This window comes from Pectinatus brassicae, from assembly GCF_014201835.1.
Taxonomy (GTDB): Bacteria; Bacillota; Negativicutes; order Selenomonadales; family Selenomonadaceae; genus Pectinatus; species Pectinatus brassicae.
This window is the reverse complement of record NZ_JACHFH010000009.1, coordinates 1-19073: the sequence shown is the minus strand read 5'-3', so window position 1 is coordinate 19073 and position 19073 is coordinate 1. Positions and strand designations below refer to the sequence as shown.

Here is a 19073-nt window from a genome sequence, read left to right as displayed (position 1 = left end):
AGAGTTCTTAGTAAAAAATTATAAATTTTAGAGAGGAAGTGTATTAGATGGCAAAAGAAGAAAAAAGAAAGAAATTGCCGTTGCTAGCACTCCGAGGAATAGTTGTATTTCCTTATGTAATAGTTAATCTTGATGTAGGACGTGATAAATCTGTAGCAGCATTGGAAGAAGCTATGGTGCATGAGCACAAGATAATGCTTAGTGCCCAAAAGGATGCTGCGGTAAATGATCCTGGCGTCGATGATATATATGAAGTGGGAACTGTGGCAGAAATACGACAGCTTTTGAAATTACCAGGCGGCTCTATGCGTGTTTTGGTAGAAGGTATGTACCGGGCTCAGATTACTGATATTAACTTTGGTGAAAAATATAATGAAGCAGAGATTATCGAGTATAAGGAAGATAAGCAGGATGACTCGATAAATATGGAAGCTTTGACGCGTGGCGTAGTAAGCCAGTTTGAAAAATGGGTGAAATTGAGTAAGAAAATTCCACCGGAAACATTAGTGTCGGTGGTTATGATAGAAGATGGTGGTCATTTATGTGATTTGATTGCCAGCCACATGAATATGAAATTAGAGGATAAGCAGGATTTATTATCTTTAATTGACATTACAAAGCGTTTGGAAAAACTTTATGCAATTTTAACACGCGAAATGGAAATTTTAGGTATTGAACAGCAGATTAGTCAGCGTGTTCATAAGCAGATGGAAAAAATCCAAAAAGAATATTATCTGCGTGAACAATTAAAAGCAATTCATAAAGAATTGGGCGATAGAGATGGACAACGACCTGAAGTTGATGAATATAAAATACGAATGACTAAAGGCAAGTATCCAAGCCGTGTTATGGAGGTATTAGCTAAAGAAGTAGCACGCTTGGAAAGAATGTCACCGGCATCAGCAGAAACGGGTGTTGCACGCTCATATATTGAGTGTTTATTGGATTTACCATGGAATCGTACCAGTAAAGAAAAGCTTAATATTGATGCGGCCAGAGATATTATGGAAAAGGATCATTATGGCTTAAAGAAAGTCAAAGAACGTATTTTGGAATATTTGGCTGTGCGCAAATTATCCAATGGGAAGAAAGCTCCGGTAATTTGTTTGGTAGGTCCACCAGGTGTTGGTAAGACTTCTTTGGCCTCATCCATTGCTAGGGCAATGGGAAGAAAGTTTGTTCGGGCATCATTAGGTGGCTTGCGTGATGAAGCTGAAATCCGCGGTCATCGCAGAACATATGTAGGATCAATGCCGGGCAGAATAATAAATGGCATTAAAACAGCCGAAAGCAAAAATCCTGTATTTTTACTTGATGAAATTGATAAAATTGCGGCTGATTTCAGAGGTGATCCAGCAGCTGCACTGCTCGAAGTGCTCGACCCAGAACAAAATAATACTTTTTCTGATCATTATGTGGAAATCCCCTTTGATTTATCACAAGTGTTTTGGATAGTAACTGCCAATAATATAGCAAGAGTACCACGTCCTTTGCGTGATCGCATGGAAATTATAACATTGGAAAGTTATACCGAAGAGGAAAAATATCAGATAGCTAAGCAATATTTGGTAAATAAACAGATGGAAGCAGCTGGTTTAAAGAAAGCACAATTGCAGTTTATGGCGGGATCTTTGCAGAAAATAATAGCGGATTATACTAGAGAATCTGGTGTGCGTGAGCTGGAACGTCAAATTGGTGCTGTATGCCGGAAAATTGCTAAAAAAATTATTGAAGAAGAAAAAGATAAAATTCGCATTACTGCTAAAAATTTAGAAGAATTTTTAGGACGTGCTAAATATGCCCGTAATAAAGCTGAAAAGAAAGCTGAAGTAGGTGTATGCACAGGACTGGCATGGACAGAAGTAGGAGGGGATATTTTACCTACAGAAGTCACTGTCTTAAAAGGCAAAGGGCATTTAATATTAACCGGTCAATTAGGTGATGTTATGCAGGAATCCGCTAAAGCCGGACTTTCCTATATAAGAAGCCGCAGTGAAGAGTTAGGGCTTGATGAACAATTTTATGAAAAGAAAGATATTCATATTCATTTGCCGGAAGGAGCTATTCCTAAGGATGGCCCATCAGCGGGTATAACAATGGCTACAGCAATGATATCGGCGCTTACTGATAAAAAAGTTCGTAGTGATTTAGCCATGACTGGCGAAATTACGTTGCGTGGTCGTGTACTACCGATCGGCGGGCTTAAAGAAAAAACGCTAGCTGCTTATCGTGAAAAGATATATACAATAATTCTGCCGCAGGAAAATGAAAAAGATATTGAAGATATTGATGAAGAAGTCAGAGAAAAAATGACCTTTATACCAGTTGCCAGTATGGATGAAGTTTTGAAATATGCATTGGTGGACGAATGATAGAAAATAAAAAAGAAATGATAAATATAATTGGTGCTGAATATATAGCATCAGCGGTAAAACCAGAGCAATTTCCTGAGGAAAAAATGCTGGAAATTGCTTTTATTGGTCGATCCAATGTTGGTAAATCATCATTGATTAATTCGCTTACGCGTACACGCAATTTAGCGCGGATAAGCGGTACGCCGGGAAAGACACAGACTATAAATTTTTTCAAATTACGTGCTAAATATTACGAAGATGAATCGGTAAAAGATTTTTATCTAGTGGATTTACCAGGCTATGGTTATGCTAAAACAGGTAAATCTGCCCGAAAAATATGGGCTTCGTTTATCGAAAAATATTTTCTGACATCTGAGCAGATCTATTGTGTATGTCAGCTTATTGATATACGACATGACCCTATGCAGTCGGATATAGATATGTTTAAATGGCTGGTAAAAAATAATTTACCAGTTTTCGTAATAGCAACTAAAGCTGATAAAATTAGTAAAAATGCCGTAAATAAAAATATTGCGCGCATAAAAAAAGCTTTAGGAGTGCCTGAACTTATGATATTGCCGTATTCTTCCGTAAAAAATGACGGCCGTTCATATTTACTTGACTTTATAGGGGAAGCTTTGGTAGAATAATTATATTAAATATGAATCAGATTCAATTATATAATTATAAATACGAGGTAGATAAATGCTGACACTATCAGACAAAAAGATTTTGAATGCTATACAGACTAATCTGCCATTGACCCCACAGCCGTTTGCTGATTTAGGCAAAATCATTGGCCTGTCTGAGCAAGAGGTTATAGAACGGCTCAATAAATTAAAACAGGCTGGATATATTAGGCGAGTAGGTCCTTTTTTTGATTCTGCTAAGCTTGGTTATAGTGGGACATTGGTAGCATTAAAGGTAAAGGAAGGCTATATGAAACAAGTTGCCAGCGCGATAAATAATTATGAGGGAGCAACACATAATTATGAGCGCAAGGGGAAATATAACTTATGGTTTACTTTGCTGACACATAGTGAGCAGGATCGTGATGAGATTTTGTCAAATGTACGGAAACTGCCAGGCGTAGAGGCTGCAATGAATTTGGTTTCTCGGAAAAAGTATAAAGTAAATGTAAAATTTAATTTGAAGTAGGTAATGATATGGATACATTGGATAAAAAAATTATTAGAGTAATGCAAAATGATTTTCCTCTTGTAGCTAATCCCTATGAAGAATTAGCAAAACGCATTGGGATAACCGAGAGCGAATTATTACAGCGTCTGACTAAGTATAAAGAAAATGGCCAAATTCGTAAGATGGGTGCAGTACTGGCTCATTATACAGCTGGTTTTTCGGCAAATGTGCTTTGTGCATGGGTGGTTCCTGCGGAAAAGATGGATGAAATTGGCCGGGCAATGGCTGCTAATGCAGCTGTATCACACTGTTATGATAGAACAACTACACCGGACTGGCCCTATAATGTTTATACGATGATTCATGCAACCACTAAGGAAGAATGCGACGATATCGCTCAGACCTTAGCACAGGAAAATGGCTTAAATGAACGGGTTATGCTTTACAGTGTAAAAGAATGGAAAAAAACAAGCATGCGTTATTTTGAAGATGAAAAAATAGCACAATAAATAATTTTGGACTGCCATAAAGAAAGATGCTTTATGGCAGTTTTTTTTACATGCATAGTACGAAAAAATATAATTAAATGAAAGGAAAGTGAAAAAATTTGTTTAAACCAGCAGAAAATATGGATAATATTAGAAATAACCCGCATTTAAAAACAGAACGACTTAGTTCTATTGTAGAACGTAAAAGTGAATTTACGGAATGCTTTGCCCGATTAAAAGATATGATAGGTGAAGAGGATTTTGTTAAATATATCGAGCCTATCCATAATTTGTCTAAAAATGATAATACTTTACTTATTACAGCAGGCAATGAACTGCAAAGAATCCATATTCAGGATTTAACACCAGCGTTAAAACAAGTATTCAAGGTAAAAGTGGTAAAAGTTATCGGGATAATGAAGACAATGTTTTAATTAAAAAGGTTTCTATCCAAGGAATTATTAGGGTGGAAACTTTTTTATTGATAAAAAAGTCATTAAAGATTATAATTTATCTTAGACTGTTTTGACTTATAGGGGATTGTTTGATAAAATTTTACGTAGTCTATTCATAACGGAGAATAGGCTGCCAATATATTTGTTATTAACAATACTTAGTCTAATGCATAAAAATGTCTTTACTATAATAAGAGGTGACATATTTGTTAGGTTTTTTAAAAAGTTTATTAGGAGATAATAACGAAAAAGAAATAAAACGCATGCGCAAAATTGTGGAAGCAATAAATGCGCTGGAACCAGAGTATCGCAAGATGAGCGATGGTACATTGTGCGGAAATACTGAAAAATTCAAAACGCGTATAGCTAATGGTGAATCTTTGGATGCAATATTGCCAGAAGCTTTTGCTGTTGTACGTGAAGCATCACGCCGCAAGCTCGGGATGCGCCATTTTGATGTACAGCTTATAGGGGGTATCTGCCTGCATGAAGGTAAGATTGCCGAAATGAAAACAGGTGAAGGGAAAACCCTTGTAGCGACAACAGCTGTTTACCTTAATGCCTTATCACAAAAAGGTGTTCATATGATTACAGTCAATGATTATCTGGCTAAACGTGATAGTGAGTGGATGGGGAAATTATATCGTACACTTGGTTTATCAGTAGGCCTTATTACGCATGATATGGATTTTGCTGAACGTAAATTTGCCTATAACTGTGATGTTACATTTGGTACTAATAATGAATTTGGTTTCGATTATCTGCGTGATAACATGGTTATCTATAAGGATCAGATGGTGCAAAGAGATCTCAATTATGCTATTGTCGATGAAGTAGATAGTATTTTAATTGATGAAGCCCGTACACCACTTATTATTTCAGGTCCTGGTAGTAAATCAACCAATATGTATTCAATTATGGCAAGAGCAGTAGCACCTTTAAAAGAAGGCGAAGATTATACGCTCAATGAAAAAGAAAAGAATGTATCGCCATTAGAGTCAGCTGTAAGCAAGATCGAAAAGGCCTTAAACATTGAAAATCTCTATGATACAAGTAATATTGAAATGTCACATTGCTTTACCCAGGCATTACGGGCTAAGGCACTTATGATTCGTGATAGGGATTATGTAGTGCGTGATGATGAAATTGTTATCGTTGATGAATTTACCGGACGCCTTATGTTTGGCCGTCGTTATTCTGATGGTTTACATCAGGCTATTGAAGCTAAGGAAAATGTAAAAATTCAGCGTGAATCACAGACTTTGGCAACAATAACATTCCAAAATTATTTCCGTATGTATGATAAATTATCAGGCATGACAGGAACAGCTAAGACTGAAGAAGATGAATTCCTCAAAATTTATAAATTGCCGGTTATAGTAATTCCTACTAATAAACCTATTCAGCGTTTAGATCATCCTGATGTTATTTATAAAACGAAAAAGGCTAAATTAAAAGCAGTTGTAAATGCCATCAAGGAATATCACACTAAAGGTCAGCCGGTTCTTGTTGGTACAACTTCAATTGTGCAGTCAGAGGAACTGGGCGATTTACTAAAAAAACATCATATTCCGCATAACGTTTTAAATGCTAAATACCATGAACAGGAAGCGCAGATTATTACTAATGCTGGTCAGGCGGGAGCTGTTACTATTGCTACCAATATGGCAGGCCGTGGTACAGATATTACGCTGGGTGAGGGTGTTAAAGAAAACGGCGGGCTCCATATCATTGGTACGGAACGCCATGAATCACGCCGTATTGATAATCAGCTGCGTGGTCGTGCTGGTCGTCAGGGTGACCCTGGTTCATCACGTTTTTATCTGTCACTTGACGATGATTTGATGCGTTTATTTGGGTCAGACAATATTGCCAATATCATGGATAAACTTGGTATGGGCGAAGATGATCCGATTGAACACAAGCTGGTTACGCGTTCTATTGAACAGGCGCAAAAGAAAGTGGAAGCACGCAACTTTGATATTCGTAAGCATGTCCTTGAATATGATGATGTTATGAATCAACAGCGTGAAGTTATTTATGGACAACGTCGTACAGTACTGACCAGTGAAAATTTAAAAGATAATGTTTTACAGATGATTCATGAAATTATCGATGATGAAATGGATTTGTATGCTAATGAAAAACTTTATCCTGAAGAATGGAATATTGCTGATTTAATAGAAGATGCAGAAAAAGTTTATGCTGTACAGGGAAAATTACAGCAGGGTGGGCTGGAAAGCATGAGCCGTGACGAACTAAAAGAAATGTTATACAACATGGCTGATGAGAATTATAAAGCACGGGAACAGATGTTTGGCGAAGAAAATATGCGTGAATTAGAAAAAATAATCATGCTTAAAGTCGTTGATAATAAATGGATGGAACATCTTGACGAAATGGATATGCTGCGTGAAGGAATTGGACTTCGTGCTTATGGACAAAAAAATCCAATTGTTGAATATAGAACAGAAGCTTATGATATGTTCCAGGCTATGATTAATAATGTCAAGGAAGAAGTAGCTAAGCTGATGTATCGTGTTAATATCGTACAGGAACAACAAAGTCAGCTTGAAGACCATTTGCAGACAGCAACAGCATCACATGGCGGCGATGAGACTGAAGAAACTAAGAAGAAACCAGTGGTGAATAAAGAAACAGTTGGCAGAAATGACCCGTGTCCTTGTGGCAGCGGAAAAAAATATAAAAACTGCTGTGGACGTAATAAATAAAAAAATACAGCAATAGCCTATCTGGCTGTTGCTGTATTTTAAGAAATACCGGAGCGGGTATAATTTTATATAAATTTTAAGGATGTGAAAGACAGTGTTAGAAGATTTACGTACAACAATTGTAGACGTCAAGAAAAAACTGGATGAAATGGGGGCTTCACTTTGACGTCGCTCGCAAAAAAGAAAAAATAGCCGAGCTAGAATATAAAATGGGTGAACCAGCTTTTTGGGATGATCCTGAAAAAGCCCAGAAAGTATCTACAGAATTAAACGCATTAAAAGATGGTGTAGAACGTTACGAAAACCTTATCAATAAATATGAGGACATGCAGGTATTATGGGAAATGGGCATGGAAGATAAGGATGAAAGTGTCTGTGCTGAAGTTGAGGGTGATATAAAATTCATTCGTACACAGTTAGAACAGCTTGAACTGGAAATACTTTTATCAGGCCATTATGATGCTAATAATGCTATTTTAACACTGCATGCTGGTGCGGGCGGAACAGAAGCACAGGATTGGACACAGATGCTGCTGCGTATGTATGGTCGCTGGGCAGAAAAAAATGGTTTTTCTGTAGAAACAGCTGATTTATTACCAGGCGATGAAGCCGGTGTGAAATCGGTTACTCTGATGATAAAGGGGCATAATGCCTATGGTTATTTAAAGGCGGAAAAGGGCGTACATCGTCTTGTTCGTATATCACCATTTGATTCGAATGCTCGCCGTCATACATCCTTTTCAGCTTGTGATGTAATGCCGGAAATCGATGATAATGTGGAAGTCAATATTAACATGGTAGATGTTCGTGTTGATACTTATCGCGCCAGCGGTGCTGGTGGGCAGCATATCAATAAAACGGATTCAGCTGTTCGTATGACCCATATTCCAACTGGGGTTGTAGCTCAGTGTCAAAACCAGCGCTCCCAGCTGCAAAATAAGGAACAATGTATGCGGTTGTTGCGTGCTAGATTATTTGAGCTCGAACTACAGAAAAAAGAAGAAGAACTGTCTAAGTTGGAAGGCGACCAGCAAAAAATAGAATGGGGCAGCCAGATACGTTCATATGTTTTCCATCCATATAATATGGTAAAGGATCATCGTACTAATGTAGAAACAAGTGATACTCAAGGTGTCATGGACGGCGAAATAAACATGTTCATTGAAAATTATTTGCGGGCAAAGGCAAATAAACAAATTTAATATAGTTGATAGTGCAGGTGATAAATTTGCGAAAAGGTTTAGTTGTTGTTTCTTTAATAATAATAGTGTTAACAGTGCTGACTAATTTACTATTACCTAATTATATATCTTTTACAATACGAAGTTATTTAAAGGATAATATGAAGGCACAGCATATATATGGCGAGATATACACACATCCATCATTTATGATTGCTAATGGTAATATTGATAAAATTTCTTATACAGCGGATACAGCACTTATTGGAGAAACCGAGGTACATGATTTATCATTAGTTGGAACCAATATAAAAATAGATATGAGTTCACTGCTGGAAAAGCATTTAAAGATTGCTAAAGCTAAAAATATCACGATGTCATGTACTATTGACGAAAAGTCGTTAGAAAAATTATTAGCTAAACGTATAAGTAAGGTTCATAACGTAAATGTTGATATTATGCCTAAATTTGTAACAGTAAAAGCAGAAATTCCATTATTGGGGAATAAAATATTAGCTAATATGCGGGGAAATCTTTATACTAAAGATGGCAATATCTACTTTAAAGTTTCAGAACTTGATGTAGAGAATGATTTATTGGGAAAAATCAGCTTAAACAGCATGGAAAATATCCTATTAATTGATAAAACTAAATTGCCGTTTGATGCACAGATTGATACTGTAACACAAAGAGAAAATAAGCTGGCTATTGTAGCAAGTGCTCACAAAGAATAGACAAGGTGGGGAACATTTTGAAAGTTTTCAATTACAACCGTTGGTTTGTGTTGCTAATTGCAGTAGGTTTGGTGGCTGGATTAATAATCAGTTTTCAAAGATATCATATAGAACAAAGTAATAAGACTGTTGAGCTAGTGCTCGACTATGAAGATGTATTAGAATTAGCAGAAGATGAAGGCTTACCACCATCCGAAGTACTTGCACAGGTGAAAAAAGCAGGGATAACATCACTGGCTGTTTACGAAACAACATTTAAAAAATTAAACGTTAATGGAAAAGCCGCAGCAACACCAGGCAGCGAAATATTGCGAGCTTACTATAATGGAACATTGACTGATCCGGCTTGGCGAGAATTAGCAGAAAAAAATGAGATAAAAGCTGAGCAGATATATGTCACAGGTCATGATGCACAGACTTTTAAGGAAATAAAAGAAGATTTATTACTGCGCTTAGGGGCAAATAGAGTCCATCCAACAACAGTAGGCAGTCAAGAGGTATTAGTGGTAAAAGACCGCTATGAAGATTTTGAAAAAATGAATATTGGTATGCCAACTGATGAAATGAAAGCAGTAAATGCTGCTGGCTTTTATGTAGTGGCTCGTCCAAGCAACTATACTGATATTAATAAAGAAAAAATAGATGCTGTTTTTTCTCGTTTAAAAGGTATAAAGGTATCTGATATTGTATTTTCTGGTAAGGCAACATTGGGTGCACCTGATTTATCCGAGTATACAGTAGAACAGATGAAAAAACGTAATATAACACTTGGTATGATAGAAAATGTAACACAGCTGCAATTTTATCCGCAAGCAGGTCTTTTGGATTTGGCCAAAGGTTTGGATTATAAAGCAGCACGCCTTTATGTAATTCCTGAAGGTGAGCAGCCTAAATTGAAGATGGCAGATGCTGTTGAACGTTGGAGCAATACCGATGAAGAAAGAAACATTCGCATCGATTTACTAAAACTCTATAAACAGCCTGCACCAAATATGTCGTTGTTTGAGACCAATATGAAATATTTCAGTGCTGTCAAAAACAAACTTGAGGCTAAGGGTTTTAAAATTGGGCCGGCAAGTACTTTCAATGAATATCAGGCTAATCAGGGACTTAGAATACTTTTAATGCTGGGAGTTTGTGCAGCGGGAGTTTTATACCTGTCGCTTATTATTCCAGGTTTTAAAATGAAATATCAGTATGCATTGTTTATTATTGCATCACTTATCTGTGTAATTCCCTTAGCCATGGGACATGGCAATAAAATACGCTTGATAGGAGCATTGGCATCAGCTAATTTATTTCCCGCGCTATCAATGATTTGGGTGCTGGAACGATTAAAAAACCGTGATCGCAGTGAAGATAAATCAATTATTGCTGCTATTGTAACGGCGGTGGTGGGGATAATTGTTGCCAGTGTAATATCATTTATGGGTGCAGCATATTTATCAGGATTATTATCTGATGTAAGATACTTCCTTGAAATTGACTTTTTCCGTGGTATTAAATTGACCTTTGTTTTACCAATGATATTGGTGGGGATAGCACTTTGCCAGCGCTATAATATTCTGGATGACAATAATCCACTGGTACCAATGAAACTTATTGAGCAGATAAAATATTTACTTAATATGAAAGTATTAGTGAAGACACTGATGATATTCTTCTTTTTATTAGTTGTATTAGTGGTGTTTGTTGAACGTTCTGGTCATACAGCTGGCTTCCCAGTGCCGGGAATTGAATTAAAAATTCGTGCTATATTAGAACGGGCATTTTTTGCGCGGCCGCGCTCCAAAGAATTGTTTATTGGTCATCCGGCATTTATTATTATGGTGATAGCTTGGCTTAGAAAATGGCCGGTAATGTTATTTGGCATAATAGTTTTTGCAGCAACTATTGGACAAGGATCAATGATTGAAACTTTTGCGCATATGCGTACACCAATGTATATGTCATTAGTTCGTGGAATAGATGGCATTGTTTTGGGGGCATTGCTTGGTATTATAGCGGTATTGCTGTTGGAAGTATGGCGATACGTATCTTCTCGTTTAGAGAGGAGGAAAAATATCGGGCATGAATAACATTGTAGTTTCAGGGTATTATGGTTCAAAAAATGCCGGTGATGAAGCAATGCTTGCCGCAATGTTGGAAGTTTTTACAGAACTTGACCCTAAAACAAAATTTACGGTTATATCGGCAAATCCTGAGGATACAAAGAAAAGACATGGGGTAGATTCAATCGGTTGGCTCGATATATTGGCAATAATTAAGACCTTAAAGAAATCTGATTTACTGCTAAGTGGTGGCGGCAGTTTGCTGCAGAATGTAACAAGCGGCCGCAGTTTGTATTATTATTTGGGAATATTATTTTTAGCTAAATTACTTAATACGCCAGTAATGCTTTATGCCCAAGGAATTGGTCCTGTTTATGGCTGGCTGCCGCGTAAGCTAATGAAATGGATCTGCAGTAGAGCTAAGTATATTACAATTCGCGATGCTGGTTCACTCAGTGAATTAAAGCAGCTTAAAGTGACTAAACCGGCAATAAAAGTGACAGCCGATCCGGTTTTAGCTATTCATCCAGTAGCTATTGATATTGGTCGCAAAATATTGGCAGCTAACAAAGTGCTTTTAACAAAACCAATAATTGGCATTTGTCCTAGAGAATGGCGCGGTCTTAAGCATTATAAATTAACATTGGCAGCGCTTGCTGATAAAATCAATGAGAATTTTGCGGCACAAATTGTTTTCATACCAATGCAGTTTCCAGAAGATGTAAAAGTATCGGGAAAAATAGCATCATATATGAAAACAAAGCCCATAATCTTAAACGATGAATACACTACAGGCGAGTTACTATCATTGACGGGCAATATGGATATGCTTATATCTATTCGCCTGCATGCATTGATATTTGCTGGAGTTATGGGTGTGCCGATGATTGGCTTATCATATGATCCTAAAATAGATAGATTTTTAAATTCTATTGGGGAAAAAGCAGTAAATACACTTGAAGATGCTGATGTAGATAAAATATTGCATGAATTCACCCAAAAATGGCGTAATAAAGACGAATTCAAAGCAATGAATAAGAATCGTTTGGCACAGTTGCGAAAAGATGCTTATAGCAATGCAGAAACGGCACTTTCACTGTTAATAAAAAAATAATAGGTATATTATAAATCATAATTAAAAAAATACTTGTATTTTTAATAATTATGATTTATAATATATAACGTACTTAAGGAACTGACTCACTAGCTCAATTGGTAGAGCATCTGACTCTTAATCAGCAGGTTCGGGGTTCGATTCCCCGGTGGGTCACCATGTAAATTCAAGGCTTCTCGTATTCGGGAAGTCTTTTTTGTTGTAAAATGATGTCAAAAATGATGTCAGCTTGTATAGAAATAGCTTAATTAAATTTATATACTTAATAACTAGGAGATATTATCATGAATAATGACTATATTTTAAATTTACTTGCTTCTCAGGTCAAACATGAAAGAGAAAAAGGAATAAGATTGTTTGCTGAATATGGTGCTTCAATAATGCCGGTATTGAATGATAACTTTTATAGTGACAATACACGATTAACAAGTAGTATTATTAATATAGTATCTAAATTAGGTGATAATAAAATAATTGAATTATTTCATTGGTTTAATACATATTACATAAAGTATTATAATATGTTTGAGAAAGCACATTTGGGAATATTAAATGACACTAGTAATCACATAACCAATTCTTTGATTAAATATGTAGTAAATGATAGAAATTTAGACCAAATTATTAAATATATTTCTGAGATTTCTATAAACGCAAGAAATATCAGAAAAGATGCTTTATATAAGTTTACAGAAGAATATACTAGCATTTTAAATGAAAGGGATATAACGTTAAGGTTTAACTATAGTTACATCAGTAAAAATATATTAGGAAGCTATAATTATCCATTACAGGATTTTACTCGTATTATAAGATCATATATATTAAAAAATAAGAATAGAGAAAATATTTATAAACCATTAACAGATGAAGAGATCGAATTAATTATAGATTTTCCGATTGAAGATAAAATGTTATTTAATTATAAAGCTGTTTTAGCTTTATTTAAAAAAGTAGAAACATTAACGTATCACTCATACTGGTGTTATTTGTTAAAAAAGGCCAGTGAAAAAGGATGCATTACAGATAGGTCTAGAGTATCTAAAGTTTTATGTTTTACTAACGAGTCGGAAGTTACATTAAAAACCCCAGAAATGTTGATCAATAGATACAAGAGATGTGACAATGTTTTAGAAAAAGTTGATGTTTTATGTGAAATTATTTATATGATAAATGCAGGGGAAATAATACCTGATTTTAATTATTATAGAGAATATAAAAACATATTTAATGAGTATATTATTTGTTTAAATGAAGCTTCTGATGAGAATTTGATAACTGAATTTCACGAAAAAATAACATTATTGTCAAGGCGATTATTTCCATTTAGCGTAAATTTGATATTTGCATATATTACTTTTCTTGAGAAAGAAGAAAGAGCTAATTTTTTAAAAAAATTAAAATTTATTTTAGATGGTTTTTTTATTAATAATGACTTATGGCAGCAAGAGTTAATTAATTTAATGGAATTTATTGTTTTTAAAAGTACTTATAATAAAATATATTTTAATGATGTGGTGAATTTAAAATATTGTCTTGACTATAATAGGGGAGAAATAAATAGAGAACATTTACTAGAATATATAGGAAATGATGACTGGATGGGAAAGTTACCTACTGAAAAATTTACAAGAAATCTAACACGTCCTCTATGTGGTTTGTTTTTACTGCTTAGTTATGGCGATATTAGAGCAATCCCTATTTTAAAAAAATTAATTTACTACCTTTTAAAGACTAATGAATTAATTATTGATTTAGTAGACTTTAATAATTTAAATTTCTACTTGGAAAGTTTTTGTAAAAGCCAGTTAGAATTGAATAAAATAGTTGGTAAAAAACGTGATTTATTCTTTTATTTGGGAAATAAATGGGAAGTTATTTGTAAACAAATTGCTAGGGAAAAATATGGAAAAATACACTATCATGCTGTATTGCCAAATGGAAGTATACCAGATATTTGTATAGATAAAGATGTCTCTAATAAAATAAAATATTCACATATTATTATTGAATGTAAAAAATCATTCTATTTTACTATGTGGGGAAATAATTATAATATAAATGAAAATGAAACTACTGAAAAATATAAACCATTTTGTGATGAATTACACTATTGGCTATTAGATAAGAAAGCAGAGAATATTAATAATGTACATCCAAATATTAAATATTATTATGCTGAGGAATTCGTAAAAGATGTTTCCTTAAGTAAAAATATACGTCAAGACATACTTAATATTTTAAATGAATCACAAGAATCTCAAAAAATTGAAAAAAATCTATATAATAAAATTACATTAGGGATGTATAATGTGATTTTAGATGGTTTGGATATGTTAAAAATGCTAGTTGTAAAATAATTTAATATTTTATATTTTATTAGCTTTTTCTATACTAGAAGATAGAATATTATTCATCAAAGCAACGGTTTCTTGTTCAGCATTTTGTAATAAATGGGCGTAGACTGTTTGAGTTATAGTGCCGTTAGAATGACCTAACTTGCCTGCAACAGTTGTAATATCTGCACCAGCATGTAAGAGATAAGTAGCTGCCATATGTCTAAGACTGTGAGGGCTAATTGCTGGCAAATTATTTTTCTTAGCAAATTTACGTAACCAAATATTCATACTATCTGGATGTGATATATTGCCATCCCATGTTGTGAATATGAAGTTTTCATTAAAATCAGGATTACCACACCATTTATTAGCGAGTGTAATCTGTTCTTTATGTTTTATTTTTTTATAAACAGATAATAAATCAATCAATTCGTTAGATAAACTTAAAACTCTGTTAGAGCTATCTGTTTTAGGAGGTTTTAAGCTTAAGCCTTTACGGGGAATATATTGTACTGTTTGACAGATAGTTAATTTCTTTTCAGTGAAATTGACATGTTTCCATTGCAATGCGATAGCTTCTCCACGACGCAGTCCTAATGATAGACAAAGCATAGCCCAAAGTCGATGCTTTAGATTTTCCTGCCGTAAAGCAATCAAGAATATACCTAATTCTTTAGGTGATAGTATCTTTTTAGTATTGCGATATTTGAATTTTGGGGGATCGACAGCATCGGCAGGGTTATTTAAAATGAATTGCCACTGTGTAGCCTTTTTTAATATTAAATGCAATAAAGTATAGTGCTTGCGTATAGAGTTGTCAGATAGTCCGCCAGGACGATTATCTAAACGGGGACATGTTCGTAATTGATCTAAAAAAGCAAGGATATGCTTAGGCTGTAATTTATCTATAGGCATATGACCTAAAGCAGCATCAATACGACGAAATAAATCATCATAACTTAATACTGTTTTATCACGTTTTTTCTGTGCTTTTAAGTAATTATCTTTCCAGTAAGAATAAAAGCTATTTAAAGTCATAGACTGTGGATTAACATAATTTTTCTTAGCTATTTCACCAGCTAAGATTTTTTCATATTTTAAAGCTTCTGTTTTATTTTCTGCACGTATCGTTTTAGTTATTCGGATACGTCTGCCTTGTGGATCGCTGCCATTATTTATAGTTATTTGCCAGCTGTTTTTTCCTCGTTGTTGTACAGGCATATAAAATCACCTTCTAATTATTATTTATGGGGAACTTTGTAGAGAATAGAAAAAAGTGTTCCGGTTGATAATTGATAAAGTGTTGTTGAAGTTTACAAACAAGGACTATTGAAAATAGGACGAAGTCTAGATCCTTGTTTGTAAACAAAACAGCACTATTTTTATAAAAACCGGATTACTTTATAAATGTATATGAGACTGTATTTTAGTAGCAATAGAATTAATAGTTTTACTGGTGTTTAATTTTTGTGAGGCTTCTTTTATTGAATTTATGCTGAATTCAGCGGCATTTAAGGGCTTTTTAAGTATGCTGTGTTTAATTGAGTTTTTAGATATGTTTTTATTACGCAAGCTAGTGGATTGTTTGATCAAGAAATCATCTGAAGTGATTTTCTTTTGCCACTGTTTAATTTGATTACTAATGTTGCTTATATTATCAGTATAAATACTTATACCATTTTTTGCTCGACTGATATTAACATAATAAGCATTACGAGAATTTAAAGTAGTGTTTTTACTATTTATATTAACTATGGCTTTGTTTACAGTCATACCTTGAGATTTATAGCCAGTAAAACAATAACCATAATCAAGATGTTGATAGTTATTCATATCAATATTAAAGGATTTGCTATTGCTGGAAATAGTCATAAAATTGTTATTTATAGCAGTTATCTTTCCTAATTGTCCATTCATGATATTTAGTTTATGATTATTTTTGGTAAAAATAATTTTGTCACCAGGTGCAAAACTTTTGATTGTTTTTTCATTTTTATTAGATATAACAGCAAATCCTTTTTGATTATTTATATCAATTTGTCCGCTTCTTATTAAGGCGTCTCTTATTGATTCGTTTAATGTATTACGTTCAGTGTTTTTAGCAGTTAGGACAATAGTAGTGTCTTGTTCAGGCAATGATAATGAAGTATATTCTTTAGTTATTAACTTAAAACGTGTAATAGGTGATTTGATTTCTTTAATGTTTTTGGCTAGTAGGGAGATACTTTTACTTATATCACCGCTTACAGATTCTTTTACAGCATTTAAAAGTATTTCATCTGATTGCCGCCTTATATCAGTCAAATATGATGTAGAAATTTTACCAGATTGAACTAAAGATTGATAAGCATTACCTGGTCCAATGGGATTAAATTGATTATAGTCACCGACCAATAAGATCTTAGCATTTTTTGCTATAGCAGCTTTTTGTACAGATAAAAATAAATTATTATTTAAAGTGCCTGCCTCATCAATAACCCATAGTTCTTTGCCTGTAGGCTTCAGATTTGAGAAGTCCCAAGTTTGTTTTAGATCCGATTCTATAGAGATGTTAGTAGTTCTTTCTAAATGATTAAGAAAACTGTGTATTGTGGTACTTTTAATACCAGCTGTTCCTAGTCCTTCAGCTGCTTTACCAGTAAATGCCATGCCGCTAACTGTATAGCCATGTTTTTCAAACAATTCTCTAGTAGAATTTAACATATATGTTTTTCCTGTGCCGGCAAGACCCTGTACAGCGCTAAATTGCATATTGCTGTTAGCTATATTTAAGATAGCTTGTTTTTGTTCACTGGTTAATGAAAGATGCTGTTGACTAATAATATTATCTAAATCTTTTTTAGCATCTGTTATATTTTGTAGTTTAGAAGTGTTGGTGATATTGCTCATTATTTCTTCTTCTACGGCAATATTATTAGCAGTGGTATAGAAAGTTGTAGTATCAGCTATATTTTTTTGTGTACCTAAGTTGATCAGATCAGAGTTTTCAAAATGGGTAGTAAAATCACTTCTGTTCATGCCCAAAGTACAACCTTCTGCAAGTACGGCACGCTCAAGTTCTTTTCTTGTAAAAGCAAATTTTTGATTAGCAATACTATCAACGGCTTGATTAAAAGCATTATTTTTTTGAGAAGTGCTTATTTTTATTTTCAGTGGATTTTTATCAATGCTTATTTTACCATTTATTTGTTTTTGCCAGGACTTTTCCAGTAAAGAGAAATCTTTATTAATTTTTGCTTGGCGTGTGAGTAAAGTTGCTTTATCGGAAGCAAGGGCACTATTTGTGCCCCATTCCTTTAATTTTTCATTGATTTGTTGTCGACGAGTAGAAAAATTATCAATCCAGTCCTGTTCAATATTATCTAACTCAAAAAATCCTTTTTCGGTATCGGTTATATGACAAGAATAGCCAATGTCTTGTAGGTTTTTAGCTAGACGATTGCGATAGAGTTGACCATATAGAATCTTATTAGTATAAAGATTTTCATTTGATATAGCGTATTCTTTTCCATTGTATTCAGTTCGATTAAGTACAACACAATGTGTGTGCAGCTGCATATCTTGTTCACGACTAACAAAATGATTAAATTTAGCAACAGCTATTTTTCCTGTTAACACACGTTCAGTAATTCTGTTTTTAGTTATACGAGCTTCGATCTCATTAGCTTCTATTTCTTTAATAGTATCTGTTACAGCTTTATTATGTGCTTGTATCATATCTGCTTTTTTCTCATTATCTAATATCATTGCTATAGAAACTGACTTAGGTGCTGAAAAAGTTAAATCGTAAGCTGCACGTTTAGAATTTGGCATTGATTTTAGAGCATTGTCGAAATCCTTTGGTGAAAAACCTTTTTCGTTGCTATATTTCTGTGTTAAATTTCCTTGCCATTCGTCATCTTTATTTAAATTGCGCGTATAATAATCGTCTTCACTGTAGTACGTACTAGCTTGATTTAACCCAATATTATCTATACTTAGCATGATTTTATAGCCTGCCTTTACTTAAATAGCTTAAAATTTAAAAATAGGTGTTTGGGATTCTTTGTCTGTCCCCTTTTTTTCTGTGACTATGACATTTGACGTATTAGTAGAAGCTGCATTTATTTCTTCATCGGTAGCTATTTTATTAAAAAATGGCAAATAATACGGGGCAATATCGGGTAAATGATTATTACTGAACTGTATTTTGGCGATTGGATAAGCTCCTATTTTGACATAAGCACATCCCACTTGCAATTCTTGTAGTTCGCCTGGTAAAACTATAGCTTCAATATTTCTGTTTTCTGTTAGATTTTTGTTTGTGCTTGTTGAAAAACCGAAACCTTTATCACTATGTCCTTTACTTTTGTTTATCTTTAATTGTTCAGAGTTACCTAAAGCTCTTGAATGTAGCCGCTAACTTCCTTTGACCATGCCTTGCCCACGGCTTTTGTCCATGGCAGGCTGGAATTGCTCTCTTGAATTGTCTCTTGCCCGGGTATA

At 34.2% G+C, this 19073-nt stretch carries 14 protein-coding genes and 1 tRNA gene; 12 read left to right on the top strand and 3 right to left on the bottom strand.

The window, feature by feature from the left end; all coding sequences use genetic code 11:
* Positions 1-47: 47 nt before the first annotated feature.
* From lon to HNR32_RS04670, 12 genes are all read left to right on the top strand, one after another.
* On the top strand, positions 48-2372 hold the full coding sequence (gene lon, locus HNR32_RS04725; protein ID WP_183860201.1) for an endopeptidase La: 2325 nt from the start codon (positions 48-50) through the stop codon (positions 2370-2372).
* Complete coding sequence (gene yihA / locus HNR32_RS04720) at positions 2369-3004, top strand: ribosome biogenesis GTP-binding protein YihA/YsxC (protein ID WP_183860199.1); 636 nt, start codon at positions 2369-2371, stop codon at positions 3002-3004. The genes lon and yihA overlap by 4 nt, the downstream gene beginning before the upstream one ends.
* A gap of 55 nt (positions 3005-3059) precedes the next feature.
* Positions 3060-3512, top strand: coding sequence for a siroheme decarboxylase subunit alpha (gene ahbA, locus HNR32_RS04715; protein WP_183860197.1), 453 nt, complete (start codon positions 3060-3062; stop codon positions 3510-3512).
* An 8-nt stretch (positions 3513-3520) separates the two neighbouring features.
* Positions 3521-4003: a siroheme decarboxylase subunit beta gene (gene ahbB / locus HNR32_RS04710; protein WP_183860195.1), complete on the top strand. Its 483-nt coding sequence runs from the start codon at positions 3521-3523 to the stop codon at positions 4001-4003.
* 98 nt (positions 4004-4101) lie between these two features.
* The gene (locus HNR32_RS04705; protein ID WP_183860193.1) at positions 4102-4416 is read left to right on the top strand and encodes a DnaA N-terminal domain-containing protein; all 315 of its coding nucleotides are present in this window, start codon (positions 4102-4104) and stop codon (positions 4414-4416) included.
* A gap of 227 nt (positions 4417-4643) precedes the next feature.
* Positions 4644-7169 carry a preprotein translocase subunit SecA gene (secA, locus tag HNR32_RS04700; RefSeq protein WP_183860191.1) on the top strand — a complete coding sequence of 842 codons (2526 nt, stop codon included), beginning with the start codon at positions 4644-4646 and terminating at the stop codon, positions 7167-7169.
* Between the two features lie 94 nt (positions 7170-7263).
* Positions 7264-8371, top strand: a protein-coding gene (gene prfB, locus HNR32_RS04695) for a peptide chain release factor 2 (protein WP_183860189.1) whose coding sequence is annotated in 2 segments (ribosomal slippage) — positions 7264-7332 and positions 7334-8371 — 1107 coding nt in all. Because the reading frame shifts where the segments join, the coding sequence is not laid out codon by codon here.
* 26 nt (positions 8372-8397) lie between these two features.
* Positions 8398-9084 (top strand): LmeA family phospholipid-binding protein, encoded by a 687-nt coding sequence (locus tag HNR32_RS04690; RefSeq protein WP_183860187.1) that lies wholly within the window; start codon positions 8398-8400, stop codon positions 9082-9084.
* A gap of 17 nt (positions 9085-9101) precedes the next feature.
* The gene (locus HNR32_RS04685; protein ID WP_183860185.1) at positions 9102-11162 is read left to right on the top strand and encodes a DUF5693 family protein; all 2061 of its coding nucleotides are present in this window, start codon (positions 9102-9104) and stop codon (positions 11160-11162) included.
* Positions 11155-12249, top strand: a complete 1095-nt coding sequence (gene csaB / locus HNR32_RS04680; protein WP_183860183.1) for a polysaccharide pyruvyl transferase CsaB — start codon at positions 11155-11157, stop codon at positions 12247-12249. Before HNR32_RS04685 ends, csaB begins: the two co-directional genes overlap by 8 nt.
* A gap of 83 nt (positions 12250-12332) precedes the next feature.
* Positions 12333-12408: transfer RNA gene (locus tag HNR32_RS04675), tRNA-Lys, on the top strand.
* Between the two features lie 125 nt (positions 12409-12533).
* A complete protein-coding gene (locus HNR32_RS04670; protein ID WP_183860181.1) occupies positions 12534-14609 on the top strand; it encodes a hypothetical protein in 2076 nt (691 codons plus the stop codon).
* 9 nt (positions 14610-14618) lie between these two features.
* On the opposite strand, the gene HNR32_RS04665 is transcribed toward HNR32_RS04670, so the two are convergent.
* From HNR32_RS04665 to HNR32_RS04655, 3 genes are all read right to left on the bottom strand, one after another.
* Complete coding sequence (locus HNR32_RS04665; protein ID WP_183860179.1) at positions 14619-15809, bottom strand: tyrosine-type recombinase/integrase; 1191 nt, start codon at positions 15807-15809, stop codon at positions 14619-14621.
* Between the two features lie 180 nt (positions 15810-15989).
* Positions 15990-18572, bottom strand: coding sequence for a MobF family relaxase (mobF, locus tag HNR32_RS04660; protein ID WP_183860177.1), 2583 nt, complete (start codon positions 18570-18572; stop codon positions 15990-15992).
* A 30-nt stretch (positions 18573-18602) separates the two neighbouring features.
* Complete coding sequence (locus HNR32_RS04655) at positions 18603-18821, bottom strand: hypothetical protein (RefSeq protein ID WP_183860175.1); 219 nt, start codon at positions 18819-18821, stop codon at positions 18603-18605.
* Positions 18822-19073 lie beyond the last annotated feature (252 nt).